Annotated in this window: 27 protein-coding genes and 1 pseudogene; 5 read left to right on the plus strand and 23 right to left on the minus strand. The window is 42.7% G+C overall.

Going from position 1 to position 26,576, the window contains the following annotated elements; all coding sequences use genetic code 11:
- Window positions 1–329, plus strand: a 329-nt coding sequence (locus AB5618_RS05950; RefSeq protein WP_347088166.1) for an aspartate carbamoyltransferase regulatory subunit, incomplete at its 5' end; no start/stop codon positions are given.
- Between the two features lie 267 nt (window positions 330–596).
- On the opposite strand, the gene AB5618_RS05955 is transcribed toward AB5618_RS05950, so the two are convergent.
- The 4 genes and pseudogenes from AB5618_RS05955 to AB5618_RS05970 form a co-directional block, all read right to left on the minus strand.
- Complete coding sequence (locus tag AB5618_RS05955; protein ID WP_173770888.1) at window positions 597–1,379, minus strand: ZIP family metal transporter; 783 nt, start codon at window positions 1,377–1,379, stop codon at window positions 597–599.
- 353 nt (window positions 1,380–1,732) lie between these two features.
- A complete protein-coding gene (locus tag AB5618_RS05960; protein ID WP_368366580.1) occupies window positions 1,733–2,776 on the minus strand; it encodes a hypothetical protein in 1,044 nt (347 codons plus the stop codon).
- A 91-nt stretch (window positions 2,777–2,867) separates the two neighbouring features.
- Window positions 2,868–3,593, minus strand: a complete 726-nt coding sequence (wecB, locus tag AB5618_RS05965; RefSeq protein WP_368356826.1) for a non-hydrolyzing UDP-N-acetylglucosamine 2-epimerase — start codon at window positions 3,591–3,593, stop codon at window positions 2,868–2,870.
- A gap of 14 nt (window positions 3,594–3,607) precedes the next feature.
- Window positions 3,608–3,961 (minus strand): annotated as a pseudogene (locus AB5618_RS05970) (response regulator transcription factor); the annotation flags it as partial.
- Between the two features lie 326 nt (window positions 3,962–4,287).
- Between AB5618_RS05970 and AB5618_RS05975 the strand changes: the two are divergent.
- Window positions 4,288–4,521 (plus strand): alpha/beta-type small acid-soluble spore protein, encoded by a 234-nt coding sequence (locus AB5618_RS05975; protein ID WP_118584211.1) that lies wholly within the window; start codon window positions 4,288–4,290, stop codon window positions 4,519–4,521.
- Between the two features lie 110 nt (window positions 4,522–4,631).
- On the opposite strand, the gene AB5618_RS05980 is transcribed toward AB5618_RS05975, so the two are convergent.
- From AB5618_RS05980 to AB5618_RS06000, 5 genes are all read right to left on the minus strand, one after another.
- Window positions 4,632–5,372 carry a hypothetical protein gene (locus AB5618_RS05980; protein WP_195409587.1) on the minus strand — a complete coding sequence of 247 codons (741 nt, stop codon included), beginning with the start codon at window positions 5,370–5,372 and terminating at the stop codon, window positions 4,632–4,634.
- On the minus strand, window positions 5,366–6,076 hold the full coding sequence (locus AB5618_RS05985; protein WP_118584213.1) for an ABC transporter ATP-binding protein: 711 nt from the start codon (window positions 6,074–6,076) through the stop codon (window positions 5,366–5,368). Before AB5618_RS05985 ends, AB5618_RS05980 begins: the two co-directional genes overlap by 7 nt.
- A gap of 16 nt (window positions 6,077–6,092) precedes the next feature.
- Window positions 6,093–6,449: a GntR family transcriptional regulator gene (locus tag AB5618_RS05990; protein WP_195409586.1), complete on the minus strand. Its 357-nt coding sequence runs from the start codon at window positions 6,447–6,449 to the stop codon at window positions 6,093–6,095.
- A gap of 175 nt (window positions 6,450–6,624) precedes the next feature.
- Window positions 6,625–7,875 carry a DNA polymerase IV gene (locus AB5618_RS05995; RefSeq protein WP_173770408.1) on the minus strand — a complete coding sequence of 417 codons (1,251 nt, stop codon included), beginning with the start codon at window positions 7,873–7,875 and terminating at the stop codon, window positions 6,625–6,627.
- 214 nt (window positions 7,876–8,089) lie between these two features.
- On the minus strand, window positions 8,090–9,325 hold the full coding sequence (locus AB5618_RS06000) for a galactokinase family protein (protein WP_195409585.1): 1,236 nt from the start codon (window positions 9,323–9,325) through the stop codon (window positions 8,090–8,092).
- A 306-nt stretch (window positions 9,326–9,631) separates the two neighbouring features.
- Here AB5618_RS06000 and AB5618_RS06005 point away from each other — a divergent pair, with 306 nt between their 5' ends.
- Complete coding sequence (locus AB5618_RS06005; RefSeq protein ID WP_195409584.1) at window positions 9,632–10,513, plus strand: AraC family transcriptional regulator; 882 nt, start codon at window positions 9,632–9,634, stop codon at window positions 10,511–10,513.
- A gap of 32 nt (window positions 10,514–10,545) precedes the next feature.
- Here AB5618_RS06005 and AB5618_RS06010 read toward each other — a convergent pair whose 3' ends face one another.
- Window positions 10,546–11,028 (minus strand): Ig-like domain-containing protein, encoded by a 483-nt coding sequence (locus tag AB5618_RS06010; RefSeq protein ID WP_173715589.1) that lies wholly within the window; start codon window positions 11,026–11,028, stop codon window positions 10,546–10,548.
- Window positions 11,029–11,412: 384 nt separating this feature from the next.
- On the opposite strand from AB5618_RS06010, the gene AB5618_RS06015 reads away from it, so the two are divergent.
- The gene (locus AB5618_RS06015; RefSeq protein ID WP_148462567.1) at window positions 11,413–11,802 is read left to right on the plus strand and encodes a hypothetical protein; all 390 of its coding nucleotides are present in this window, start codon (window positions 11,413–11,415) and stop codon (window positions 11,800–11,802) included.
- Window positions 11,803–11,895: 93 nt separating this feature from the next.
- Here AB5618_RS06015 and AB5618_RS06020 read toward each other — a convergent pair whose 3' ends face one another.
- The 3 genes from AB5618_RS06020 to AB5618_RS06030 form a co-directional block, all read right to left on the minus strand.
- Window positions 11,896–12,435: a EutP/PduV family microcompartment system protein gene (locus AB5618_RS06020; protein ID WP_148462568.1), complete on the minus strand. Its 540-nt coding sequence runs from the start codon at window positions 12,433–12,435 to the stop codon at window positions 11,896–11,898.
- A 125-nt stretch (window positions 12,436–12,560) separates the two neighbouring features.
- A complete protein-coding gene (locus AB5618_RS06025) occupies window positions 12,561–12,989 on the minus strand; it encodes a BMC domain-containing protein (RefSeq protein WP_118578381.1) in 429 nt (142 codons plus the stop codon).
- Window positions 12,990–13,000: 11 nt separating this feature from the next.
- Window positions 13,001–13,366 (minus strand): BMC domain-containing protein, encoded by a 366-nt coding sequence (locus tag AB5618_RS06030; RefSeq protein ID WP_118578382.1) that lies wholly within the window; start codon window positions 13,364–13,366, stop codon window positions 13,001–13,003.
- Between the two features lie 372 nt (window positions 13,367–13,738).
- Here AB5618_RS06030 and AB5618_RS06035 point away from each other — a divergent pair, with 372 nt between their 5' ends.
- Entirely contained in the window at window positions 13,739–15,109 is a 1,371-nt protein-coding gene (locus tag AB5618_RS06035; RefSeq protein WP_368366581.1) for an MATE family efflux transporter, read from the plus strand.
- A 166-nt stretch (window positions 15,110–15,275) separates the two neighbouring features.
- Here AB5618_RS06035 and AB5618_RS06040 read toward each other — a convergent pair whose 3' ends face one another.
- The 10 genes from AB5618_RS06040 to AB5618_RS06085 all read right to left on the minus strand — a co-directional run bounded on the left by AB5618_RS06040 (window position 15,276) and on the right by AB5618_RS06085 (window position 26,569).
- Window positions 15,276–16,292: a M14 family zinc carboxypeptidase gene (locus AB5618_RS06040; RefSeq protein WP_226814801.1), complete on the minus strand. Its 1,017-nt coding sequence runs from the start codon at window positions 16,290–16,292 to the stop codon at window positions 15,276–15,278.
- A 257-nt stretch (window positions 16,293–16,549) separates the two neighbouring features.
- Window positions 16,550–18,835 (minus strand): hypothetical protein, encoded by a 2,286-nt coding sequence (locus AB5618_RS06045; RefSeq protein ID WP_226837600.1) that lies wholly within the window; start codon window positions 18,833–18,835, stop codon window positions 16,550–16,552.
- 88 nt (window positions 18,836–18,923) lie between these two features.
- Window positions 18,924–20,174, minus strand: coding sequence for a glutamate-5-semialdehyde dehydrogenase (locus AB5618_RS06050; RefSeq protein WP_195982832.1), 1,251 nt, complete (start codon window positions 20,172–20,174; stop codon window positions 18,924–18,926).
- Window positions 20,175–20,735 carry a 5-formyltetrahydrofolate cyclo-ligase gene (locus tag AB5618_RS06055; protein ID WP_173719506.1) on the minus strand — a complete coding sequence of 187 codons (561 nt, stop codon included), beginning with the start codon at window positions 20,733–20,735 and terminating at the stop codon, window positions 20,175–20,177.
- The gene (locus AB5618_RS06060) at window positions 20,713–20,934 is read right to left on the minus strand and encodes a DUF896 domain-containing protein (RefSeq protein WP_118578386.1); all 222 of its coding nucleotides are present in this window, start codon (window positions 20,932–20,934) and stop codon (window positions 20,713–20,715) included. Before AB5618_RS06060 ends, AB5618_RS06055 begins: the two co-directional genes overlap by 23 nt.
- A gap of 84 nt (window positions 20,935–21,018) precedes the next feature.
- On the minus strand, window positions 21,019–21,876 hold the full coding sequence (gene proB, locus AB5618_RS06065; RefSeq protein ID WP_118578387.1) for a glutamate 5-kinase: 858 nt from the start codon (window positions 21,874–21,876) through the stop codon (window positions 21,019–21,021).
- A 343-nt stretch (window positions 21,877–22,219) separates the two neighbouring features.
- On the minus strand, window positions 22,220–23,233 hold the full coding sequence (locus AB5618_RS06070; RefSeq protein WP_226814800.1) for a DUF3048 domain-containing protein: 1,014 nt from the start codon (window positions 23,231–23,233) through the stop codon (window positions 22,220–22,222).
- A 371-nt stretch (window positions 23,234–23,604) separates the two neighbouring features.
- Window positions 23,605–24,102, minus strand: coding sequence for an rRNA maturation RNase YbeY (gene ybeY / locus AB5618_RS06075; protein WP_226814799.1), 498 nt, complete (start codon window positions 24,100–24,102; stop codon window positions 23,605–23,607).
- A gap of 171 nt (window positions 24,103–24,273) precedes the next feature.
- Entirely contained in the window at window positions 24,274–25,293 is a 1,020-nt protein-coding gene (locus tag AB5618_RS06080; protein WP_118578388.1) for a PhoH family protein, read from the minus strand.
- Between the two features lie 76 nt (window positions 25,294–25,369).
- Window positions 25,370–26,569 carry a sporulation protein YqfD gene (locus AB5618_RS06085; RefSeq protein ID WP_148462571.1) on the minus strand — a complete coding sequence of 400 codons (1,200 nt, stop codon included), beginning with the start codon at window positions 26,567–26,569 and terminating at the stop codon, window positions 25,370–25,372.
- Between the last annotated feature and the right edge of the window lie 7 nt (window positions 26,570–26,576).

Genomic DNA, 26,576 nt, shown 5'->3' on the forward strand with positions numbered 1-26,576 from the left:
AGAAGCAGTCCATTGCCCTACTGCAGTCCGTAAGAAGTGAAAAATACGGCTGTAAAGATCTGATTAAAATAGAGGGGCTTACAGAGCCTGAGCGTCTTGAAGTCCTTGGTTATTTAAACGATGGAGTCACTTTGATCGTAATTCGTGATGGAAAGGTGGTAAAAAAATATCATCCTGTTCCGCCAAGAACTTTAAAAAATGTAATCAAATGCAAAAATCCCCGCTGCATTACCAGTACGGAAGCAAACTGCGAGCATATCTTCAAATTGTCCTCCAGTGGAAAATATAGATGTATTTACTGCAACCAGGAAGCTTCCCTCTTAAGATAGAAACTACCAACCCCTCCCTTGTATGTCGCTTAAGAGGAAAATACCCTTTAGGTTTATTTCTATTCCTAAAGGGTATTTAAAAAAATATTTAAATGCATTAGCAGTCATGGCAATAATAGGGATCGTCTTTGCCAGTTCATGGGAACTTCTGCGGATTGCTTTCGTTGCCTCATAGCCATTCATAACCGTCATCTGCAAATAAAGTCGCATACAAGGATCCAATCACACCCGCACCATAAATCAATATTCTCATAAGAAACATTCCTCTTACCCCAGTGCCACATCCAGGATCATCATCAAACTAAATCCAAGTGCAAAGAAAAGCGTACCAATATTCGAGTGCTGTCCCTGAGACATTTCCGGGATTAGTTCTTCAACCACGACATACAACATGGCTCCTGCTGCAAAGCTCAGTAAATATGGTAATGCCGGGATTACCAGCTGTGCAGCAAGAATCGTCATTACTGCTCCAATCGGTTCAACCACTCCTGAAAGTACACCTCCCAGAAATGCCTTTCTTTTACTTTCACCCTCTGCCCTAAGCGGCATGGATATAATCGCTCCTTCCGGAAAATTCTGGATAGCAATTCCAAGTGATAAAGCAAGTGCACTTGTTGCTGTAATCTGTGCATTTTCAGCAAGAAATCCTGCATACATTACACCAACTGCCATACCTTCAGGGATGTTATGCAATGTAACTGCCAACACCATCATCGTAGTACGGCCAAGTTTGCTTTTCGGTCCCTCTGCCTGATCACTTCCAACATGAAGATGCGGAATCAAATGATTAAGTGCGAGCAAAAACAATATACCCATCCAGAACCCAACAACTGCCGGAACAAACGATAAAGTTCCCATATTCTCAGATTGTTTAATTGCCGGAATCAGAAGACTCCAGATTGAAGCAGCAACCATTATACCTGCTGCAACCCCTGCAAGTGCACGTTGCACTGACTTGCTAAGTGTTTTTCTCATAAAAAACACGCATGCTGCACCTAGCGTTGTTCCAACAAATGGAATCAGTATACCTTCAAAAATATTTATTAGCATAAAATTTCCTTTCATATATGCTCGAAAAAATTTATTGGCAAAAGTAATTATCTTCAGCGATATAGTATTTATTCTATAGCTTGTTGATTATATTCCCTAATATCTATTATTCTATAATTTGTCATATTTTTATCGTGTTAGACAAAACTAACTATCTAATTTAAAGGAAACCGTGCAAAAAGCAAGCTGTAATTTCACACGGTTTTCTTGTACTTAAGTATATCATTTACGTAATCATGTAACAATAGAATTTTTTCAACAATGCTTTGATTTTTTTCTGGACAATTGAAGTCATTGTCTAAAGAGTACATATTTAATATTCTGCAGCAATTTACAAAAAGCCGGAAGCCCGGTCAAACCAAAAATCCTGTTTTTATTTTTCTTTCATATAAACTATACAATTTCTCACATTCCATACAAATCCATCCTGCTTCGCCTGTATATAGCGGGTATTTTCGGTTCTCGCAGTATTCTGTTTCATAATTTCTTATCAATTCCAAAAGGTTATTGATATCCCCCATCTGCGCGGCAGCCATTCCTGTCATTGCCCACAAAAAGCCATTTCTTTTTTTATTCAGCTTCTGCCACTGAAACTTTTCCGTAAACTGCTCATATAATATCTTTTGCTTTTTCTTCTCTTTTACTGGAAATTCATAGATCAGCGGATAAATCTGAGCAACTCCATCCGGATAAAAGTCTTTCTGGTGATACAGATCACTGTTTTCGATAATTCTCCATCTTTGATTCGCATCATCCCAGAATAATTTTTCAATCTGCGCCTGTAGCTTTTTACGCATTTCACTGACTGCCTGCATATCTTTTAGTCCTGCATGTTCCAATTCGTACAGGCCTTTCCATACTTCCAGATTATCCATCAGATAAACTGTTGTATTTTCTCCTGAGACCTGTGTAATTCCATCCTGCATCAGGCTTTGAATCTTTTTTAATGCAAGGCTGATTCCATTTTTCCAGTATTCCGGCAGGTCTGTACTTTCTGTCTTTTCCAGATATTTTCCCATAAGAAAAAGATACATACCAAGATATCCGTCTTCGGAATCAGCCTTTTCTTTATAAATAAGTTTCCCACTCTCTTTCCTGTAGATTCCCATTTTTCCATCTGTTTCCAGCAAAATCCCGGTATGCCAGTCCAGATACCTGTTAACAGCTTTTTTCTCTGTTTCAGTAATGAGGCAGTTCTTGGTTTCTGCCAGAAGCCCCAGTGCAGCCATACATGCAAAGTAAGGATTAACATCTCCGGCTTTACTTCCATTCATGTAAAATTCACCCTTAGGGCCCTGATTCTCAAGAATCCACTTTTTTTCTCCGGCCAGGACTGTTTCCAGCCATTTCTGCCGGGCATCTATTTCTTTTCTCAGGTTCTGATAATAAATGAACATAAGTGAAATTCCCACAGTTATGCAAAATATAATAAGTTTCATCACGTTCTTTCGATGTTTTACTTTTCTTCTGCATTGATTGTGTTTATGCTCATGCATCTATATTCTCCAGGATTTTTCTGATTTTGATACTTGCAGTCCCATCACCATAAGGATTTCTGGCCTCACTCATCCTTCTGTAAATTTCAGGTTCTGTAAGAAGTTGCCTGCATTCTCTGTAAATATCCTCCATCTTCGTGCCTGCAAGCTTTAAGGTTCCTGCTTCCACACCTTCCGGACGTTCTGTTGTATCTCGCATGACCAGCACAGGTTTTCCCAATGCCGGAGCTTCTTCCTGAATTCCGCCACTGTCTGTCATGATCAGATAACTGGCTTTCATCAGGTTATGGAATTCTACCACATCTAGCGGTTCGATCAGGTGTATTCTATCACATCCACCGAATTCCTCATCTGCGATTTTTCTGACCTGCGGATTCAAATGTACAGGATAAATAACCTTCACATCTGTAAATTCCTCCACGATCCTGCGTATAGCCCGGAACATATCACGCATGGGTTCTCCCAGATTTTCCCTTCTGTGTGCTGTCACAGCAATCAGTCTGCTGCCTTTTGCCCATTCTGTTTCCGGGTGATAAAAATCATTTCGCACCGTATAGTGCAAAGCATCAATTCCTGTATTTCCTGTGACAAAAATCTGCTCTGGATCCTTACCCTCTTTCAGCAGTGCATCCGCTGCTTTCTGGGTCGGTGCAAAATGCAGGCTGGCAGTAAGTCCAATGGCCTGCCTGTTAAATTCTTCCGGATAGGGAGAGTTCATAGAAATGAATAAGCGCGTCTCAACAATGCCTGTACTTTTGCCGTTAATACATTCAGATCAAACGGTTTCTCTATAAATTCGTCTCCACCCATGTTCATTGCCATCACAATATTCATGTTATCATTCATTGATGATAGAAAAAGAATCGGTACTTTTGAGATTTTACGTATTTCCTGGCACCAGTAAAAACCATTGTAAAATGGCAGTCCGATATCTAAGAGAACAAGTTGAGGAGCAAACTTCAGAAATTCTTCCATTATATTTTTAAAATCTGCAATCTGCTTTGTCTCATAATTCCAACGATTAAAATGCGCTGCAATATTTTTGGCAATAGTATCATCATCTTCTATTATTAAAATCCGGTACATCTTCTTTCACCTCACAATACTTCCATTTCATTCCTGCAAATCTTGTTGATCATAACATCATTTTTTTAATTCAAATTTCATATAAACCGGATCGTGGTCGGAATAGGAACAGCCTGAAAATTAGAGTAAAACAGCTCTTTTCACAATTATTTTATTATAAATTATTATCGAGTACAGCGTCAAGTTAAAACATTTTGCTGTCCGGCATATTTATTGTTGTCTGTTTTTGATCACCCCATTTATTCCCAGTGTATTTTCATTTTCAGAGTACATACTAGCAATGTAACATCAAACAAAACAACAATTAACCAAGGAGGAAAATGATTATGTCAAACAATACTTCTTCTAACAAAGCAGCTGTACCAGAAGCAAAGGGCGCATTAAATCGTTTCAAATTTGAGGTTGCAAATGAGCTGGGTGTGCCGCTTACAGACGGATACAACGGAAACCTTACTTCCAAACAGAATGGTAGTGTAGGTGGTTATATGGTTAAAAAGATGATCGAGGCGCAGGAAAGATCCATGTCCGCAGGACAGAGCGGCCAGAGTGGTCAGTACTAATTCAAAAAACGCCTGATTAAGTAAAAAAATACAGGGTATTACTTACTCCTCAACGAGAAGCAGGTAATGCCCTGTTTTGAAATAGATCTTTTCTGATCCTGTGTTTTTTATTATACGCTTAGCTTCTTCTCCATGATCCAGCCGCTGATTACATACAGCACTGCCGCAATGGCAAATGATGCTGCAATATACAGGACAAAAGTAAGTTCCATACTTTTCAGAACCGGAATGAGATCCAGCAGCTTTCCAATAACAGAAGATATTACCAGGAAGATAAGGAAGCCGGCGATGCCGCTGCCTTTTTTGCCTGCAAGGACACTGGCGGATAAGATCACGGACAGGTCAGCATTCACAATGAAGACGATCCAGCTTGCCAGAAGACCAAAGAAATAGAAAGCTGCTTCTGCCGGAGTAAAAGTCACGGACCAGTTTACTTCCATAAAGGAACTCACCAGATTGATCATCTCTTTCAGACCGCCAATGTAAAGAGTTGCAACTGTCACATCAATGGCTGCCAGCGCTGCAAAAAATGCGCCTGCCATGATAATGGAAATTCCATTTTCCAGGATCTTGGCTCCCAGAATCTGATAGCTGCTCTTTGGTGTGAGAAATAACATATAACTCTGTTTGGTATTCAGGTCACGATGGAGAACATTTACACTCTCTATACCAATGTAGATAACACCAAATATTGTACACATGACCAGGAAAATAATTCCCATTGCCAGAATATTATCCTTTTTCCAAAATACACCTATTAAAAATGCAATTTCTGCAATTGCTGTGATCACTAACAGAACCAGTTTGGAAAATGCGGTTTTCCGAAGCTCATATTTCATCAACTTTAACATACTTCTTCTCCTCCATGTCCATAGATTTCACGGTACAGATCCACTACGGATTTGTGTTGATTAATCCGAAGCTCCTCTACCATGCACTGATTTGCCAAAATACCATCTTTCATAAAAATGGCTGCATCTGCTACACGTTCCAGTTCGTCTACGAGATGACTGGAAACTACCAGTGTCACATCTGGATCTATGGCTTCCAGAATGCTCTTCATGATCTGGTCTCTTGCAAGAAGGTCAATGCCGTTCAACGGTTCGTCAAGCAAGTACAGCCTAGCCTCCCTTGCCATGGTAACTGCAATTTTCAGCTTGGCCATCATACCAGAGGACAGCTTCTTCGCTTTCATGTCCTCTGTAAGCTCCATTCGGGAAATCATCTGTCTGTATTTCTCCATGGAAAAATCTTCGAAAAAGTCCTCATAATATTTTCCCACATCTGAAACTGTCATCCAGTTGTAGAAATAAGGCTCCGTGGACATATAAGCAATTTCTTTTTTACTCTCTTTTCCAATGGGAGTTCCCTGATAAAGGATCTCACCGTTGGTAGGCTTTACAAGTCCTGCCACCATTTTCATCCAAGTGGTCTTGCCGCTTCCATTGGGGCCAAGCATGGCGTATACAAGGCCTGGCTCCAATTGTAAAGATACCTGATTCACAGCAGTCTTACTGCCGTATTTCTTCGTTACTTCTCTGCTCTCTAAGATCATTTTTATACACTCCTCGTCATTCCGACTGTTCTTTCTCCAGAAGTCCGATTGCCTGAGCTCTGGAAAAACCAAGCTGCTCCATTCCTTCCAGGAATTCCCGGATCAGGGCTCCTGCCATCTCTTCCTTCAGCTGATGCACCCGTTCCGGATCTTCTGTCACGAAGGTTCCCATCCCGCGTCTGGTAAAGCAGACGCCTTCCATCTCCAATTCTTTATATACGCGGCTGACCGTATTGGGATTAATGGTATATTCTACCGCCAGATCCCGCACAGATGGAAGCTTCGCACCAGGAGACAGCTTACCTGTTACAATATCCCGCTTTATAGAATTTGCTGCCTGGAGATAAATTGGCAGCGATGAATTATATTCCATGTTTACCTCTCTTTCTGCATTACTGTCATAGTTGTATAGTACACTAGAATTGTGTTTTCGTCAAGTGTTTTTTTATATTTTTTCACATAAGGAACAAAACCGTGTTTCCTGTGCAAAAAAAAGAACATTGCACTTCCCTGCAAAGGAAATGACAATGTTCTCTTTTCTATTTCTTTTAGAATCTTTTTCCATTTTCTTCGTTTTCCATCTGCGCCTTGGCTTTTCGCCCGATTCCTGCATTGCTGTTCATAATGCTGGCCCGGGTGATCTTGTCGTTTCCAAATTTCATGCGGATGGCATCCATCGCTGCATCCAGCTTCTGGCGCTGTTCCTTTTTCGCACAGTCCTCAAACAGGGACATCTGTTCGAATCCGTCCTCAGTAAGTCCGGTGAGTGCCACACCGATCAGACGTAATGGCTGCCCTTTCCAGAACTCTGCGAACAGTTTTCTGGCATTTGCGTAGACTTCATCGGTTACATCCGTAGCACTTCCAAGCTTCATCTGATGGGAACGATTCTTAAAATCCAGAGTGCGGAAGGTGACAGAAATACAGGTACATTTCTTTCCTTTCCGCCTCATTCTGGTGGCTACCACATCGCATTGCTCCAATAAAATAGGCTGGATCTGCTCCATAGATACAATATCATCATTGAAAGTCTTCTCCACGCTGAAGCCTTTACTCTCCTCAGGCACTTCCAAAACCGGAGAATTGTCAATGCCTCTGGCGTACTGGAAGAGCTGATGTCCGGTCTTTTCTCCCAGAAGTGTCTGAATAGTGGACTCCCTTTCCCGAGCCAGTTCCCCTATGGTGCGGATACCGAAATCAACCAGCTTCTTTTCCGAAGCTTTTCCCAGAAATAACAGATCTCTGATGGGAAGAGGCCACATTTTTGCCGGAATTTCTTCCGGGAAAAGGGTGTGCACTTTATTTGGCTTCTCGAAGTCCGAGGCCATTTTCGCCAGCAGCTTATTGGTGGAAATTCCCACATTTACTGTAAATCCAAGCTCCTGATAAATCTTATCCTTTATCTCACAGGCTGTTGCTATGGGATCCGGGTAGATCAGGGAAGTTCCAGTCATGTCCAGAAATACCTCATCAATAGAAAAGGATTCCATTGCAGGAGCATAAGATTTACAAATTGCTTTAAATGCCTGGGAATTCTTCGTGTAAAGGCGAAAATCACTAGGTACCACTACCAGATTCGGGCATTTTCGAAGGGCCATTGCCACGGGCTCACCAGTCTGTACTCCGTATTTCTTGGCAGGAATGGATTTCGCAACTATGATTCCGGTACGTGTCCTGGGATCACCGCCTACTGCAGACGGAATTTCCCGCAGATCCGGCTCACCTGCCTTTACTCTGCTCGCTGCCTCCCAGGAAAGAAAAGCGCTGTTCACATCAACATGAAAAATCAATCTTTCCATCTGATTCTCCTTCTTTCGTATTTTCCTTTATTTCCGAAAATTCTGTGATAGACTCAATATAGCACGTCAGAAGGAAATATGTCCAGATTCTTTATGTATATATTACGCAAATACGGTAACACAAAAAGACTGTAAAAGTTCTAAACTGGCTGTCATAGCGAAAAGCTGCTGCGAAAAAGGTCACCTTTAGTTCAGATAACTCAGAATATTGTCATTATCCAATGTGAACAGCTCCAATTGCGCGGATATCCATTGGATAAACGTTCTCTCTGCCAACATACTGGGAAATGTATTCTACATAATTCTCCATTTCATTTTCCGGTACAACAGCTGCAATAACACCGGCAAATCCGCCGCCATGTACTCGGCAGATACCGCCGCCGATCTTGTTCAGGAACAGCTGGGTAAGAGCAAGAACCAACGGGATCTTCTGCTCGTGGCAGTCTTTCATGCAGTAGCAGTTCTGAAGCAGTTCCCAGGACGATCTTCCGGATTCATCCATCAGCTTCAAAAATTCCTCGTAATCTGCCTTACCAATTGCCTCTGCTGCCCGTTCTACACGGGAAGTCTCTTCAAAGAAGTGAATGGAACGGAGAATTGCTCTGTCGTCCTGAATCTCGTTTACATGTGCAAGCAGATTTTCAAGAGTAGTCTCATGAAGAAGCTCTGCACCAAGTACCTTGGCTGCTGCTTTCATCTCACCTGGAATCTCAGAGTATTCCTGGCTGAGATCTGCATGGCCTTTTCCAGTGTTTACAATTACCAGTTTGTGACCAAATTTTCCATAGGAGAAGTCCAGCTTGCTGTATTTCAGATCATTTCTGTCTGCAAAGTCGAAGAGAACCGGACCACCAACTGCACATGCCATCTGATCCATCATTCCGGAAGCTTTATCCCAGTATACGTTCTCTGCGTACTGACCAATCTTTGCATAGTCTGTGTAAGTCATCTTGCTGTTGTTAAAGAAGTAATCGATGATTACGCAGATCAGCATTTCAAAGGATGCAGAGGAACTTACTCCTGCTGCTGCGATCACGTTGGTGCATACATAGGCATCAAAACCAGCTGTCTGAAAGCCATTCTTCTTCGCACCTTCCATCATACCGGCAACCAGGGCAAAGGTTCCTTTCGGATAGTTGGCTCTGCTGATCTTGTCAAGATCAACTACGATCTCATCTCTGTAGCCTTCACTTGTAATGTGGATCACGTTGGTTCCATTCGGTGCAGCTGCGCCGATGGTATCCAGATTGATACTTCCTGCGATTACCTTGCCACCGTTGTGGTCAACATGGTTTCCGATGATCTCTGTTCTTCCAGGGGAAGTAAAGAAATCTGCATGGTCATGTTTGTAGATTCTGGCAAAGTTGTCTGCAAGACTCTGGAAACGAGCTACGCAGGCACTGCTCTCTCCATAGATTTTCTCAAGTTTTGCTTTTTCTGATAAATTCATGGTCTCATTCTCCTATTTTTGTTAATATTGTTATAATTTTACATTCTGTACTCCAGCTGCCTCAGTGCATATTTTCTGCTTCATCTGTGCTTATCCGGATCTCTCATCAAGTTAATTTCATTTTACATGCATTTCCTTTGCATTACCTTAAATAACTTGCGAAAAACAAGTAATATATTGCGTTTTTATCTTTAACAGATGTATAATACAGGTAAATTTATGCGTTTTATTGTAGTTCTCTATTTTTGAACATATGGAATTCTATACAGTCCACAGGATATGAAATTTTTTCTCGGGAGGTTTGGCATGCAGATCATAACCAATCAGTTTCAAAAAGAATTAAAACAGCACGGCAATGAACAGTTTCCATTTCTGGTCAGCTACCAGAAACTTTCAGAATATGAGTCTGGTTCCTTTATGTGGCACTGGCACCCGGAAATAGAGATTACTTATGTGCAAAAAGGCACTATGTGCTACAAGGTCAACCATATAGTTTACCACTTAAAAGAAGGAGATATTGTATTTAACAACTCCGGTGCCCTTCACTCTGGCACAATGGAAAATCAGAAGGACTGCGCTTATATTCCTGTAACCTTTGATTCCAGGCTGATTTATGGATTTTTCCAAAGCACTGTCAACAGCAAATATGTAGATCCTGTCATTCAGGATTCTATGCTCCCTGCCATCTGTATCGACCAGAGTGAGCCCTGGCACAAGCCTTTTCGCGAATATCTTCTCCGCATTATTGATCTGGATGAAAAGAAACCGGATTTTTATGAGCTGGACATTACCATCTGCCTGCAATCCATGTGGCGGCTTCTTCTGGAGCATATTACCTACGAACCCCAGGCTTCCAGGGAAAACTCTCTGGAATACGACCGAATCAAGAAGATTCTGTCCTACATAGAAGAAAATTATCAAAATAAGATCACCTTAAATGACATCGCCGGACACATCCACCTGTGTGAAAGCGAATGTACCCGGCTTTTTAAACGTCATATGAATACTACCTTGTTTGCCTTTTTGCAGGAATATCGGATCGAGCGCAGCCTGGAGTTTTTGCAGGATGACCAGCCTGTCAGCGCGGTGGCTGACAAGGCTGGATTTTCAGACCCCAATTATTATTCCAAAGTTTTTGCCAAAATAAAGGGATGCAGTCCCCGGGAATATCGAAATCATAGATTTTAAGTTGAACTGGTGGTTGCTAACTTATTTTCCAATTATTGCACCAATATCTGATATAATATGATCGGTGAACCGTCGGTGGGGATTCCTGCTACCCAGGCGGTTCCGGATTTTAAGCCCATAACAGTTCCCGTGTTGGATACCACGATTACGGACGGATCTGTGCTGCCCCAGCTGATATTATCAGAACTACTATCTGTTGTTAATTCTGTGGTTTCTCCTACTGCTATTTCTATTTTAGGAATTGCAATTTCAGGCTCCGGTTCCTCTTCCGGGGGATTCACGCTGTCCCGCCTGACAGCCTCATAGTTTTGATCCAGTAGCCCCACATAATGGTGACCTTCAAAGTTTATCTGAACACTTACATCCAGTCTTCCATTATCTTTAATCACAATAGGACAATATACATATTCCCCTTCTGAAATTTTATACTCGTACCAGTTTCCATTTACTGGAACCTCCTGTGCATCTACCCGAACAGAGCTTGCCTCTGCCCATGCCATTTCTGGTACACACATTAAAACTGCTATTAATCCAATTATCATTCCAAACTTTTTCATCATCCTCAGTTAAAAAATGACATCCAATAGGTTGGATCATTCCGCCTCGATTGATAGAATCGGTATCTTTTTCTGAACAGTCAGGCAAATAATAGTAGTTCTCTACTTTTCCCTTAGTCCTTCTTCCATCCGAATTATAGAAATAGGCTGCTCCCTCTCCATCCGTCAAATAATTCAAAATTGTATAAATCCCTGCATTCGGATAATATCCTTCAAACAATTGCAGAAGATCAAAGTACTGCCCAGGTATTCAAAAATGAGCCTTTAGTGTTTTATTATCGGAATTACTTTTTATCTCTGGTTCAAAACTGCGAGCTTTGGGTACAATGCAGTTCCAATATTATGGATGTGCTGCAGGAGTATCTTACCGGAACCAGTCCTGACAGACTGCAAATCCTCATGGCGCATCCCTGTCCCGGCAGGTATATCACTCCTGGACTTATAAAAAAATATATGAAGGCACCAAACCTGCCTTATGATACCATGTTCCACCTTGTTGAAAGACATTTTTCCGTATTGCGGAACATTCAGAAAAATTATGTAACGATTTTCTCGGAAAAAGGATTGTCAACTTTTATCCAAAATGGAATTCTTCAGGATTTACCGCCCCAATATGTTCCTCCTCTGGAACCTTTGGATGTAAAAATGATGTTAACAGAATTGTATAAAGAAACAGAAAACGGCACGATCACCAGTCTGATCGTCCGAAGGAAGAAACCCTCTGTCTGTTAAAGCGGTACATTTCTTTAATACCGTAATTTACATAAGCAACATACCATATAAAAATTCCCATCCAGATAACAGGAAAATCTGAATGGGAATTTTTTATAGCATATTCTCTTTTTCTTCCGGATAAGCCACTCCCTCTGGAAGAGGATCCCACTCGTTCAGACCAAGGCTCTGTTTGAATTTCGCCTGTTCCAATGTAAGCTTCGGGGTATCCTCCTGCAGATATTCCATCAACTCATCAATTCCCTCTCTGGTCACATTATTCACCATAAAAATGCGTTCACATCCAGCGTTGATCAGCCATTGTCTCACCATAGGGATATTGGCATATGGTGAATCAATTTTTGTGATAATGCCAATAAGAGGACGAAGGATAAAAGAGCGGCAGCTTGCACCAAACAGATTAAATGGCTCATCTGCAGCCTGCACAATTGCCACCACATCTGCCTCAAAGGAAAAACATGCAAGTCCTACACTGAATCTTTTTGACTCTGCATACTCCCCCGGAGAGTCAATGGTATCGTCATTGGAATTGGTATATTGTGTTTTTATATAATGAAGCTCCTCGCCTTTTAGTGCCTGCGTCAGTGAGGTCTTGCCGGCCTCACTTCTTCCCATCAAAAAAATTTTCTTCATCGAATTGTATTTCCCCTGTTTTCAATAAACCTTACTTGTAAAAATACAGCAGTGCAGTATTTTTACATTTGCATATCATAATATCGTATCCATAAGCTGCTGTTCCCGCAGCCATAAGGTATCTGTCAGCTTCTGTGAACCGCGCATGTTTTAAAGCCTAACTCTCTGTCAAAGAAACGTACGACCTCTTCCACAGCAGTCTGCACCTGGGACAATCCTCCTGTAATGATCAGAGAACCGCAAAAACGATCCATAAACCCGATCTGTACATCTGCACTCTTCATGGCAACATCTGCAGCTACCACAACCGCTTCCCAGGGAGTAAAACGGATCAGACCAATGGATTCTCCTGTGTGGTCTTCCCCCTCATGAACTCCAATATGCAGTCCCAGATTTTCATAAATACAAGATTGGGAAGGACTGATCACATGAGCAAGACAAACTTCCTTTCCCGGTACACGCACACGAGTCATACGAAGCTTCTTCCCCTTCAGATGTTCATAATCATCATGGAATAGCATTTCCAGCAGCTCTTCCTTCGTTATTCGCTCCATGCTTCTACTTCCTATCGTTTCGTAATATTGCAGACCACATATCCCAGAGAATCCCGGAAATAATTTACGATTTCAGTCATTGCAGACATTACATCAGAAATCTCTCCTGTAATGATCAAAGTCCCTGTAAACCGATCTGCAAATCCAAGATAAACATTACCGCTCTTCACCGCAATATCAGAAGCGATAACTGCGGATTCCGGAGGTGTCATATTCATGATTCCAATTGCAGAGGAACGATAATCCAGCTGCGGATTCAACCCAAGCTTCTGATAAATGATCGGTGCCGGTCCTCCCATTACATGGGCAAAAGTAATCTCCTTACCAGCCACAGTCTCCTGCACGATTCTGATCTGTTCTCCATGTTCATTTGCCATTTATATGAATGCCTCTCTTTCAAAAAAATATCTTCACGTTATATTTGATTTTACCATTTATGAGAGCAAATAGCAAGCAAAACCAACATATCAGTCAAAATTCCTAAACATTTTTTGAGAAAAAGTGTGGTTTCTTGAACATTATGGCATTAAATGCCTTTAAAATAGTCAAAAATAAAATAGTGACAGATAATCCGCAGTGTGATAAAATAATTTTCGCTTCCAGAGTATGTAAAAAAATGCAATCTGCAAAATGTGCGTTATATTTTGTGGGAATGATTTTTCAAACAGACTCTGATACACTCTAATATGTAAGTAATTTAGTAACACTTTTTATTTACGATTTCTATATTTCTCAATAAGGAGTTTTTTATGGAAAAAGATATGACAAAAGGCCGGCCTTTGCCGGTAATCCTGAAATTTATGCTTCCTCTTATTATTGGAAACATTTTTCAGCAGCTCTATAATATGGCAGATACGATTATTGTAGGACGCTATGTAGGCGCGGATGCCCTTGCGGCAGTCGGATCCACCGGAACGATCATGTTTCTTACTGTGGGCTTCTCGCAGGGAATCACAGCTGGTTTCTCCGTACTCACCGCTCAGCGCTTCGGTGCCAAAGATACCGAAGGGGTAAAGATCAGTGTAGCTAACGGAATTCTTCTTTCCCTGATTTTTACCGTAATCATCAGTTCTTTAAGTTTGCTGGGCATGCGCCCTCTTCTGAAGCTGATGAACACACCTGACAACATTTTTCAGGATGCATATACCTACATTATGATCATCAGCGCCGGAATCATCGCCACTATTTTTTACAACCTGTTTTCCTCTTACCTGCGTGCAGTTGGAAACAGTAAGATTCCGCTGGTATTTCTTGTATTTTCCGCAGCTTTAAATGTAATTCTGGATCTGGTACTGATTATCAATTTTAAAATGGGCGTTGCCGGAGCAGCATGGGCAACCATTATTTCTCAGGGCGTTTCCGCAATGCTCTGTTTGGTCTACATCTATATACGTATGCCTTCTCTTGCCCCAAACAGAAGACATTGGAGGCTTCACGGCCAGGAGAGCCGTAACCAGCTGGCTATGGGAATTCCTATGGCATTGCAGTTTGCAATTACAGCTTCCGGTACTATGGTCATGCAATCTGCCATCAATCTTTTCGGTTCCGATGCCGTTGCCTCTTTTACGGCAGCCAGCAAGGTGCAGAACCTGGTAACCCAGGGAATGATGGCTATGGGACAGACTATGGCGACATATAGTGGACAGAACTTCGGAAAGGGTGATATCAAGAGAATCCGCCAGGGTGTTAAAGCGTCTCTGGAAGCTTCTGTTGTATATGCTCTTGCAGCAGCCGTGCTGGTTTGTATTCTTCTGAAACCAGCTCTTGGACTTTTCTTCACTGGAAATGTGGATATGAACAGCATGCTTCCATGGGCAAAAACTTACATTTATATGAGTGTGATCTTTTACATTCCTTTAAGCAGTATTTTCGTATTCCGAAATACCATGCAGGGCTGCGGATATGGATTCCTGCCTATGATGGGTGGTGTTTCTGAATTGGTTGCACGTCTGGTTGTAGCAATGATTTCCATGGCGGTAGGAAGTTATGCACTTGCATGCTTCTGTGACCCGGCAGCATGGGTTACAGCAGCAGTATTTACTGGTGTTTCCTATCTTTTTGTGATGAAAGATATCCGCAGGAAATACGAAAAACCGGAAACAGCTGCTTCTGAAAAATAATCATTTCGGATGCGCATGGCAATCTTCTCTGCGTTTCGTAAACGTCTAAAAACAAATCATATACTAAAAGGAGATGTTTCGATTATTTCGGACATCTCCTTTTATGGTTACCGGCCAGCTTTCTCCGGTAATTATTTTACAAAAGCTCACCTGCAAACAATAACATTTAATTGTCTAATGAAAATATATATTCCAATGGAAGCAAATGTATTTCCTCATATACTGCTTTTTTATCCTCTTCAACGCCTCTTCCATTTCCACTTTGAGCTGGTACTTTAATACGAAATGCCGGCTGTTTTTTCGTTTGAATATAGTATTGTTCCGGGGTTCCCATTCCCTTAAATTTTTCCCTGGCCGATTCGGTCATCTGTTCCCTTTCCAGATGATAGGAAGAAGATTTCTGCATATGTCTTGCCAGCCGGTAGGATTTCGGAAGACTTCCCACTCCCTGCTGACAGTGATAATAAATGATTTCCCTTCCGGATTGAGCAAACGTCAAAAGTCCTCTTCCATCATATTCCTGAATGATCCGGATCAATGCCTTTGTCTCATTCTCGCTGGCTGGTTCCTCTCCCATACGTGAACGGATATAATGAACCGTTGGAAAATTATGTGAAATATCCATTCCACGGGCATTATATCCAAAATCCTCAGCAGGAATGCTTTGCATACGAAGCATTTGACGGTAAACTGGATTTCGAATAGCACCAAAGCCATTCTGGCGGATTTCATAACCATCCGGGTTTAGAATCGGAATCAGACAGATCCTTATTTTATCAAGGAGTTTTTTCACTTCATAAAATTCATCCAGCTTCCAGCCGCATTCGTAGGCCCTGCAGTATTCTCCTGCCATTTTCAGAAGAAGTTCCGGCAAAAGAGCCTGAGTTCCATTAATTCCAGCCACACAGAAGATCATCTGTGCCCCGGTGCCAACTTCCAGCATTGGGATCATTCTCTCGTCATGACTGTTTCCAATCACGCGAAACTGGCAAAAGCTGCTGTAGCGTCCAGCTATTTCCCATAAAGAATAATATATGTTTTCAAATGACAGCGATGTTTGTACCATATCTGCATCTGTCGGTTGTACTTTCTTTTGTATATTTACCTTCGGCATGTCACTGACAGCCGTTTTATTCTGTGGGAACAATTCTTTTCTGACTGACAATACGCTTTCTGACAACATATTTTACCTCCTGCAGCAGGAAAAAACTCAGGCGGCATTTCATCTCTAGAGCGTGTTTGAAAAATCATTCCAACAAAGTGTAACGTACATCTTGCAGAAGGCCTTTTTTTACACGCTATAGCCTGTCCCCCCGCTGCCTGTATTATTATATGCAAAAAGGCAGGTCAAAAGACCTGCCTAATGTATGTTTCTTATTATTTTGTTGTCAGAAAAACTTCTGATCAAAATGCATGGTTATTCATATGCCATAGATTTTCTTAGATTTCTTTTTTTCTCTTTCTGACGATAACATAACCTCCAGCTACCAGAGAAAGACTTGCAAGCATCATCATAGTGGCAATCGGGGAGTTATCGGCTGTTCTCGCGTTTGTTGCAGATGTAGAACCGGTATCGCTGTCTGTTCCGTCATGGTTCTCTGCATCATCGCCATCTGTTCCATCTCCATCGCCGCTACCTGTTCCGTTATAATCATAACCGCCGGAACCAGAACCGGCTGTTGCAGTTGGCGTGATTGTGCCGGATGGAGTTACTGTGAAGTCGATTGCCTTGGACTTAAATTCTGTAGGGAGAGCTTCCTTCACGCCGGTAGCTTCCCATTCGGATCCATTGTATATGTACTTCTGGAAGAAGATATACATTCTAAAGGTCTTCGCCTGCTTGATACCATTTACATTTCCGATAGACCAGCTCTTCTGATATCCGGTGTCAATGTTCTTCGCGGACATGCTCCAGCCATACGGGATCCACTTGGTATCACCTTTAACCGGGTTTGTATTGTCAGTTCCGGCGCCAGTTACTGTGAAATTGTACATCTGCTTCGGGTAGAATGCCAGTGCTTTTTCAAGACCGGTTACCTTGCTTTCGCTGACAGACGGGTTAATGGTTGCACGAGTGGTTGGCGTCGGTGTGGTAGTAGCCGGAGCTTCTGTGGGAGTACTTGCTTTCGCCTTTAATGTGAGTACAAGTGGCGCAACTGCTTCAAGTCCCTTGGAATCCTCAGCATATACAACTACTTTAATGGCTGTATCATAAGCTACATCTGTCAACTGTACGCTTGCAGAGCTAGCAATATCTCCAGAGCTCTTATAATTGCTCTTTACTGCTTCGAATCCAGGTGTAGAATCAGATTTCTTCACCCAAGTCACATAATATCTGCCTCCAACACCAGCATCATTGGTATGGAAAGTCAGATCAACAGTATGCTCATACGCCTTGTTCCAGGAAATAGAATCTGCGGTCAGCGTCATAGTACTAACAGGAGCTGTAACAGACTCAAGTGCTCCAGTCTGGCTGTTAATGGTATACTCTGTAGTGTCCAGATAATGAACATGTGCCAGAATATTCTCCATAGTAGTAAGTGCAGTACCAGTCGCATCCGTACCGACCTTTACAATAATCTTTCCGGCAGCTGCGTCACTTCTTCTTACCTGAAGGTCTGCTGTTTCAGCAAGCTGGCCAATTGCTGCGATACATGCGTTATCACCGCCTAAAACAATACTGTTATCATTAAGACCATCGTCCTTGTTATCCTTTACAATTACAGCACCGGAAACACGGATCTCGCCCAGACTGTAAATAGCTCCACCTGTAATTTCAGCAGCTTCATTTACAATACCTTCAGACTGGTTTCCTGTGATAGTACCACCTGCCAGTCCGATGCTTCCGCCAGCATTACAGATTGCAGCTCCCGGCGCACTGGTTCTGTTTCCTGTCAGAGTTACACCATCGGACATTCCGAAGTAACCGCCCTCCACAGAAATAATAGAGCCTGTTGCATCCCCCTGGTCAAGTGCTCCTGTTACAGTCAGATTTAAAACAGTCTCACCATCCTTGCCTGTACCAAACTGGAAAGAAGTGGACTCATCTTTTACTTTAAACATATCTCCTAAAAATCCGGCTGCACGTTTAATAGTAGTTCCATCCGCAGCTGCTGCAATGGAGATATTCTTATTCTGATCGATCACAACAGTCTCACTGATCTCTACAGTTCCGGTTACAAGGATCTGGGTAACTTCACCATCCTTGCCAATATTAACCGGTGCTACCGCAACTGCCTCTGCCAATGTGGAATAGGATGTCTGGGTTCCATCTGCTGCCTTCAGGATAATCTGACCAGTGGTCTCAGGAGTAGGAGTAGGTGTAGCACTCTCCTCTTTCTCCAAAGTCAGCTCAGCAGTATCTCCGCTGTTAAAGCCATCATCCACAACCGCATCCGCTGCCTGAGTTGGTTCTGCCGCCGGTGTGTCAGCAGCTGCCTGGGTTGGTTCTGCTGCTGGTGTATCTGCAGCTGCCTGGGTTGGTTCTGTGGTCGGCGTATCTGCTGCCTGTGCAGGTTCTTCCACAGGTGTATCAGCTGCGGTATCTGAAATATCCTGCACTGGTTCAGCTGTTGCTTCTCCTTCTTCTGACTCTGCGGCAACAGCTACTGTGTCCTCTATTGTCACGGTCTGGGTATCTGCCTCTGCAAATGCCATTGTCACCGGAGACATTCCGGCTGCAAGGCTTCCCGCCATAATGAATACCAAAAGTTGCTTTTTCTTCATTTTAAAAAGTCCTCCTTATAAATGAGTCCCCCATATTAAATATTAACATCGAAGTCTAGTATAACATATCTCGGTTCAAAAATCAAACCTAAGGACGAATCTGTCCGTTTCCATAAATGATATATTTTGTGGAAGTAAGTGCCAGAAGTCCCATGGGGCCACGGGCATGAAGCTTCTGGGTACTGATTCCGATCTCGGCACCAAAACCAAACTCAAAACCATCCGTAAATCTTGTAGAAGCATTCACATATACAGCAGCTGCATCTACTTCATCCAGGAATTTCTGGGCATTATTGTAATCTCTGGTAATAATTGCCTCTGAATGGCCTGTATTGTAGCGATTAATGTGGCGAATCGCTTCATCTGCAGATCCGACTACTTTTATAGAAAGTATATAGTCCAGATATTCTGTACCCCAGTCTTCTTCAGTGGCAGTAACTGCGTCCGGAATCAAAGCCTTCGCTTCCTCGTCAGCACGCATCTCCACATTCTTTGTCCGAAGGCGCTCTGCAAGAACAGGAAGGAAAGCATCCTTTACTTTCTCATGCACCAGAAGAGACTCACAGGCATTGCAGACACCCACCCGCTGTGTCTTGGCATTCATTACAATGTCTGCCGCCATCTGAAGATCTGCGCTCTCATCCACATAAATATGGCAGTTTCCGGTACCTGTTTCGATTACAGGAATCGTGCTGTTATTTACTACTGCTTTAATAAGACCTTTGCCCCCTCGTGGAATCAGCACATCCACATATTCGTTCATCTTCATGAATTCTCCGGCAGTCTCTCTTGAAGTATCAGAGATCAGCTGGATCGCATCTTTCGTAATTCCATTCTCATCCAGGGTTCTGCGGATGCAATCCACAATAGCAGTATTGGAATGGATGGCATCACTACCACCCTTTAAGATCACCACATTGCCTGTTTTAAAGCAAAGGGCAAAAGCATCTGCTGTCACATTTGGTCTTGCCTCATAGATGATTCCGATCACTCCAAGAGGGACTCTCTTCTGTCCGATGAGAAGTCCGTTGGGACGTTTTTTCATCCCGGTCACTTCTCCGACAGGATCTTCCAGTGCCGCAACCTGACGAAGCCCCTCTGCCATACTTGCAATTCTGGCTTCTGTCAACATCAGACGGTCCACTAGTCCTTCTGGCATCTGATTCTTCCTGCCATTCTCTACATCAATGGCATTTGCTGTAAGAACTGCTTTCGAATCTGCAACAAGGCTGTCTGCAACAGCCTCCAGCACCTGATTTTTCTTAGCTGTATCAAGGTTTCGAAGAACGATTTCTGCCTCTTTGGCATTCCTGCCAAGAGTTTCCAGCATTTCATTCATTTATAAGTCCTCCCTCCGGTAAACTTTACTCTGTGTCACAATGATCTGAGGACAAATGTCCGTAGGTTCTGTGGGCACCAGATCAAGGATCTGAAAATCAAAAGCCACTGCCAGTCTGGTAATATCAGGATGTTTTTCTAAAAAGCGGTCATAAAAGCCGCCGCCATATCCCACTCTGTTGTTCTCAGGATCAAAAGCTACACCAGGCATGACCATAAGAGCATCCTCCCACTTCACGATCTCGCCTCTGACAGGCTCCGGAATTCCAAAATATCCAGGCTCTAGCTGAGAAAAATCAGTAAGGCGGTAAAAAACCATATCCTTTCCCACAACCTTCGGGACTGCCACTTCTTTTCCGGCTTTCCAGGCCTCCTCAATGATATATCTGGTCATTACTTCATGATTGTAATCTGCATAAGCCAGAATATGATTAGCCTTCATAAACTCTGAGAGTTTCAGCACCTGATCTGTAATCTGATGGCTCCATTCTTCTACCTGTGCATCACTGCACTGCTTTCTGGCTGCAAAAATCTGCTTTCTAATGAGTCTTTTTTCTTCCATATCTTTCTCCAAGATTTACAACCGTACCATCGGCTTCCTTTACATCAATATTGTCCAGCTGATTTCTAAGGTTCATCTTAATGGTGGCAATGTACTCCTTGCGCAGCTCTGCCTGTTCTTTTTTCTCTTCTTCTGTAAGGCCTACACTCTGTGCCTTATGGTGAAGGGTGTTGATTCTGTCGATTTTTGTGCTGTCCATAATATACTCCTCCTGAGAATGTTCTGTGTAATTTTAATTTATACAAAAACTTAAAGCAATTGTAACCGTGAAGATGCTGAACAGTTACAGCAATTTTTCAATATAATCGATCAGGAAAAACTCTTCCTTTTTCTTTCCGACAAACAATGTACCGCAGGGGTCGCCCTCCACAATGCGGTGAATATTATGAAAATCGCCGCCATTGGCAATTACCATGTCGGTACCGGCAGCTGTGGCAATTCTGGCAGCTGTAAGCTTGGTAGCCATTCCTCCAGTGCCCACTTTGCTTCCGGAGGAGCATTTTCCCATGTTAAGAAGTTCATCGTCCAATGTTTCTACCGTGTCAATAAATTTCGCATCTGGATTTGTATTCGGATCATCTGTAAAAAGTCCGTCTATGTCTGACATAAGGATCAGAAGATCTGCCCCTATAAGAGCAGCTACCACTGCAGAAAGGGTATCGTTGTCTCCGAATTTTTCCAGAGACTGAAGCTCATAGGTGGAAATAGAGTCATTCTCATTAACAATAGGGATCACACCCATGGATAAAAGCTCATTAAACGTGTTCTCTGCATTTTTGCGGTTGGCGTTGTTTACCATGGTATTTTTGGTCATCAGGATCTGACCTGCCATCTGATTGTATTCTCCAAACAGCTTCTGGTAAATCATCATAAGTCTGGCCTGTCCAACCGCTGCACATGCCTGTTTCTGACGAGGCTCCTGTGGCTTCTCTTTAAATCCAAGAGCTGCTGCTCCAACAGCGATGGCACCTGAAGATACCAGAACCACATCTTTACCCTGATTTCGAAGATCGCCCAATTCCCTTACCAGAATCTCCAGTTTCCGAAGATTCAGCTTGCCAGTTTCAGCATGGGTAAGAGAGGAACTTCCAATCTTGATTACAATACGTTTTTTATCTTTCAGTCTTTCCCGATCATTCATTTTATTTGTCAACTCCGTTATTATGTTTCCATGTAGTTTTTCATACATATCAATTTCTTATCTTACATCATTTTTTTCATTTCGTCCATGGTTTCAGGTAAACAGTTCTTAATTTCAGAAAAATTTCACATTTTAACGTGTAGAATTATTGTTTCTGTAAAATATTGCATAATCTGAAAGAGCTCTACCGTGTTTTGATCGTCCTATCACTTTTGCAAATCAAGTCAAAACGCGTTCATTTGCATCATGCGCTCGTGCAGACAGGCTCTAGAGCATGTTTTTCACGTAAATACAAAAGAGGAACGCCTTATCTTATGACGTCCCTCTCCATTTTTAATTTATTTTACTGTAAAGACACAGAACCTACAGAATCATTCAGCACGATCTCGACCCATGTTTTTCCAGGATTCAGCTGAATCTCCTGATTATTGGAATCATAATAATGAGTGATTCCCCACTGGGAATCCTTTGTCCAGTGGATGTCGATTGCCTTGCCTCTGGTGATGTATTTGCCCTCACCTCCGGACTGGGTATCTACGTTCAGATAACCATTTGGATCATATGGAACATAGTTGGAATACTGTAAAATAATATTCTCACATGTCAGCTGATTACCTGTGTTCTGGTCAATATGCGGTGCATTAAACTGGAAGCGGCTGTACTCCTTAGTCTCTGCATTGTACTCAAACCACGGATGGTTATAGGCGAAATTATCAAGCTTCACAACATTTGCAGAAACTCCGTCATCCAGGGTTGTCTCAGTTCCTTCCGGTGCAAACTGGAAATGACCATTATAGTCCTCTTTATAATCCTGGCTATAGCCCTGGCTCTGGATTCCTGCCTGAAGATGGGAGAAATCAGTGTAAGCATTGTGCGGTGCTACACGGTCTGTGCTGCGATAGTAAGCATTTCCAAGTGTAAGTCCGTTCAGATTGTCGATCAGGTGCTGGTCCAGATACTGAAGTGCATATACAGCCTGTCCATAATGAGAATAGATGGCATCATACTCATTTGCATAGAACAGGAAGTAATCACGGCAGCTTCGCACAGAACCGATCCTTGGAATATTGTCATAGTCCTCGATGATCGCCATGAGACGGGTGATGCTTCCCTCTACCGGTGCTTCATAAATAACTCCTGCGTTCTCAGTTCCGCTCTGTGGAGCGCCATTGGTATCGTTGCCAAGCATAACTGCGATGGGACGTCTGTGGCCAATGCCGACAGATACATCCTCTCCGGTAAGATAACTCTTCACGGTATCTGTCCCGGCTTCCTCTGCCTGTACCGCTACTGTGGATCCTGCAAGTGCGCAGGAAAGCAACATTCCTGTGAGAAGTTTAAATATTTTTTTCTTCATGTCTTCTCCTCCTTATGCATATATATTTAACCTTCTAACTGAACAGAAACTGCAGAAACCGCCACTTATAAATACATCCGGAATGGTAATGCCACCTGCTGATGACATCACCTTATATGAAAATCAGTCGCTTTGCAACTGCCATCCGGAACTTTCATAGTAACTTATTCACGGCAAACGTTACTGTTCACTCCGTTCACAGTAACGCGCTTCGCGATGCACAGAAATCATGCTTTGCATGATTTCGCGCCGCAACTCTCGGGTTTTCTGTGAACTTTGTTCACAAAAAACACCTCGCGGAACGTTACCAGTGAACAGTAACCGGCAAACAGCAAAAGCCTCTCCAGTTATAGGGTCATGCACAAAAAAATTTAACGGGTAATTCCAAGTTCCTCCAGTGCCTTCGCCTGGCGTGCTTCCATATCTGCGGCTTCCTCCGGAGTCATGTGATCGTATCCCAGAAGGTGTAGCATACTATGTGCAACTAGGAAGCAAAATTCCCTCTTTACACTGTGTCCATACTCTTCTGCCTGGGCAGCAACACGTTCTGCAGAAATCATAATATCTCCCAGAAGAAGCTCTCCACTGTCAAGATCAAAGCAGGACTCATCATCTTCAGCCACAGAATAATCTGCCGGTGTTTCAAATGGCAGCATTGGAAAAGAAAGAACATCAGTAGCTCTCTCAATGCCACGGAACTCTGTATTTACCCTTTTAATCTCTTCATTATCTGTGAGAACCAGATTTACCTGTGCATCCCATGGACATTTCTCCATGTCAAGCACCTTCTCTGCAACCATCTTCGCAAGCGCCGGACAGTCAAGTCCAAGGTCAAAATCGGTCTCGCATTCGTATTCTATTGTTACCAAAACTTATTCCTCCTGTATGACATCTGCCTGATTTCTCAAACAGGCGACACCATATGTTCAATTTTACTATTTTGTTTGAATTATTCTGTAAAATTCACATTTCAGTTTCAAATTAATCTTCCCACAGGATATTGATTGTCATTTACTGAAAATTTTGTCCTGGCTTCCCAATTACCGGCTTGTCCTCCGAACTGCCCGCTTCTGGGTCTTTTCCTGGGCTTTCGCTTCCTCTTTCTCAAATGCTTTAACAATGTCCTTCACGATCTTGCAGCGGACAACATCACGGTTCGTCAGGGAAATAGTAGCAATATCGTCTACATTTTTCAAAATAGAAGCACACTTCTGAAGTCCGGAATCCGTCTCTTTGGAAAGGTCGATCTGTGTTACATCGCCGGTAAGAATCATCTTAGAACCAGTACCAATACGGGTAAGTGCCATTTTCAAAATAGGAAGTGTGGCATTCTGGCTCTCATCAATGATGATCATACTGTTATTCAAAGTACGGCCTCGCATATATGCAAGAGGTGCAACCTCAATGATTCCCCGTTCTCTTAACTTCGCAGCCTGATCCGGCCCGAATACGTCATTTAGTGCATCGTAAAGCGGCTTCAGATAAGGATCAACCTTCTCCTGTAAATCTCCCGGGAGGAAACCAAGCTTCTCGCCCGCTTCAATGGCCGGACGGCTGAGAATGATTCTCTCAATCTCGTCATTCCGGTACAGCTCTGCCGCATAAGCAACTGCCAGGTATGTTTTACCTGTACCGGCAGGTCCGATACAGATAGTAACCGTATTGTTCTTCAAAGCAGTGATATAATTTTTCTGTCCGATTGTCTTAGTTCGAATTGGAATATTCTTATAATTCAAAGTCACTGCATCCCCCAGCACCTTGCGGGTGCTGTCTGCAATATCCTCCTCGCTGTCATCCTCTTCCTCGGTCTCATCCAGAAAACGATGGATCATATCCACGGAAAGCTGCTGCTGTTTTTCAAGAGCTTCCTTCATGGCTTCAATAATATTCACAGCTGAATGTATCCTGCCGTCATTAGTCCCACTTACGGTAATGCAGGAATTTCTCTGGGTAATGGATACGCCAAGACGATTCTCAATCACCTTGATCAGCTTATCATTGATTCCAAAAAGCTCCTGTAAAATATCTAATGAGTCAATCTCTATATTCGTGGATTTCAAAAACTGCTCCTCCTTGTGTCTGTTCAAAAATATCTCTGGGTAAAAGTATACCACTCTAAAGATTGTTTTTCAACACTTATGATTCCTGACTGAATTCTATATTCTGCTTCTTTCCGCTTTTTTCGTCTACTGTCAATGTACCCTGCACAGTACAATTTGTACTGTCAAATGTGACTGACAACCGGGAATCTGCAATCCGGATTCCTTTATTCAGAAGTTTTTGTTCATATATTCTCAGCTGCTGTACTGCTTTCTTCTGAGCCTGTTCTTTCGTGTAAACTGTGCTCTGTATCTTATAAGGTGTTCGGGTGATTTTTCCCAGGGAAAAAGGAAGGACGAAATTCTCGGTAAGTTTCCAAGGGATTTCTTCCGTTGAGGTTATATATCTGGATTTTTTTCCTGTATCTGCGCCAAAAACGAAGTCACCAACACGAAAATACCAGCTGGTTTTTGAAGTGCCGCTTTGAACCTTTTTTTCATAGGAAAGGGGGACCTCCTGATAATAGGCAATCTGATGACGCACATAGATGTCTGCGTCTGCCGGAACGTATTCCACACGTACAACTTCCTGACTGTCGTTCAGGATCGGCACCTCGCCAGATACCAGAATATCACCCTGTTTGCAAATGTCTCCAGTTTTAACAAGTGGAGTTCCATTTCTGATAACCATATTCACAATTTTTCCATCCAGGTCGGAAATCAGATTGCATGGGGAGTTGGTTTGCTGGATATCTTCTGTGAGGTTTTCTTCCTGAATGGTAAGAAGAAGCCGGGTACCCTGAACCCTGGCAGAAACAAAAGTAATATCCGGGTAGTTTTTCCTGAGAAGGTCGGCAATCCGGGTACAGTTAACCTGATTTTTACGGATCCCATGAGTAATTCCCTGCTGGTCCAAAAATTCCAGAAGCTGAGGGGTGGAATTTTTTACATTTCCATCAATGTGGATATTCCAGATGTGGCCAGAGAGCCAGAGCAGCAAGACCACACAGAGAAGGAACCCGGCTGTAAAGCACTTGCGTTTTTGGATTCTGAGCAGCAAAAACGGCAAACCTATTTTTTTCAGAATATGGATACGGACTCTGGTCTTTCTATGTATGGGAAGGAGTTTTCGGAAATCATTTATGGAAATGCGAGTTGTTATCTTTTTTTCTGACAGATAACGGATTCTTTCCAAAGAGACAGCTCTGGCGTGGCACAAATTCAGGAAGCGTTCCAGCTGGTCACCGGATACTGAAAGTTCTAAAAATCCATGGAGTATTTTTTCGGGGTTATTCATTTTAATC

Origin of the sequence: Ruminococcus sp. J1101004sp1_RTP21198st1_B9_RTP21198_201120 (assembly GCF_040924245.1) — a bacterium.
Lineage (GTDB): Bacteria > Bacillota > Clostridia > Lachnospirales > Lachnospiraceae > Blautia_A > Blautia_A faecis.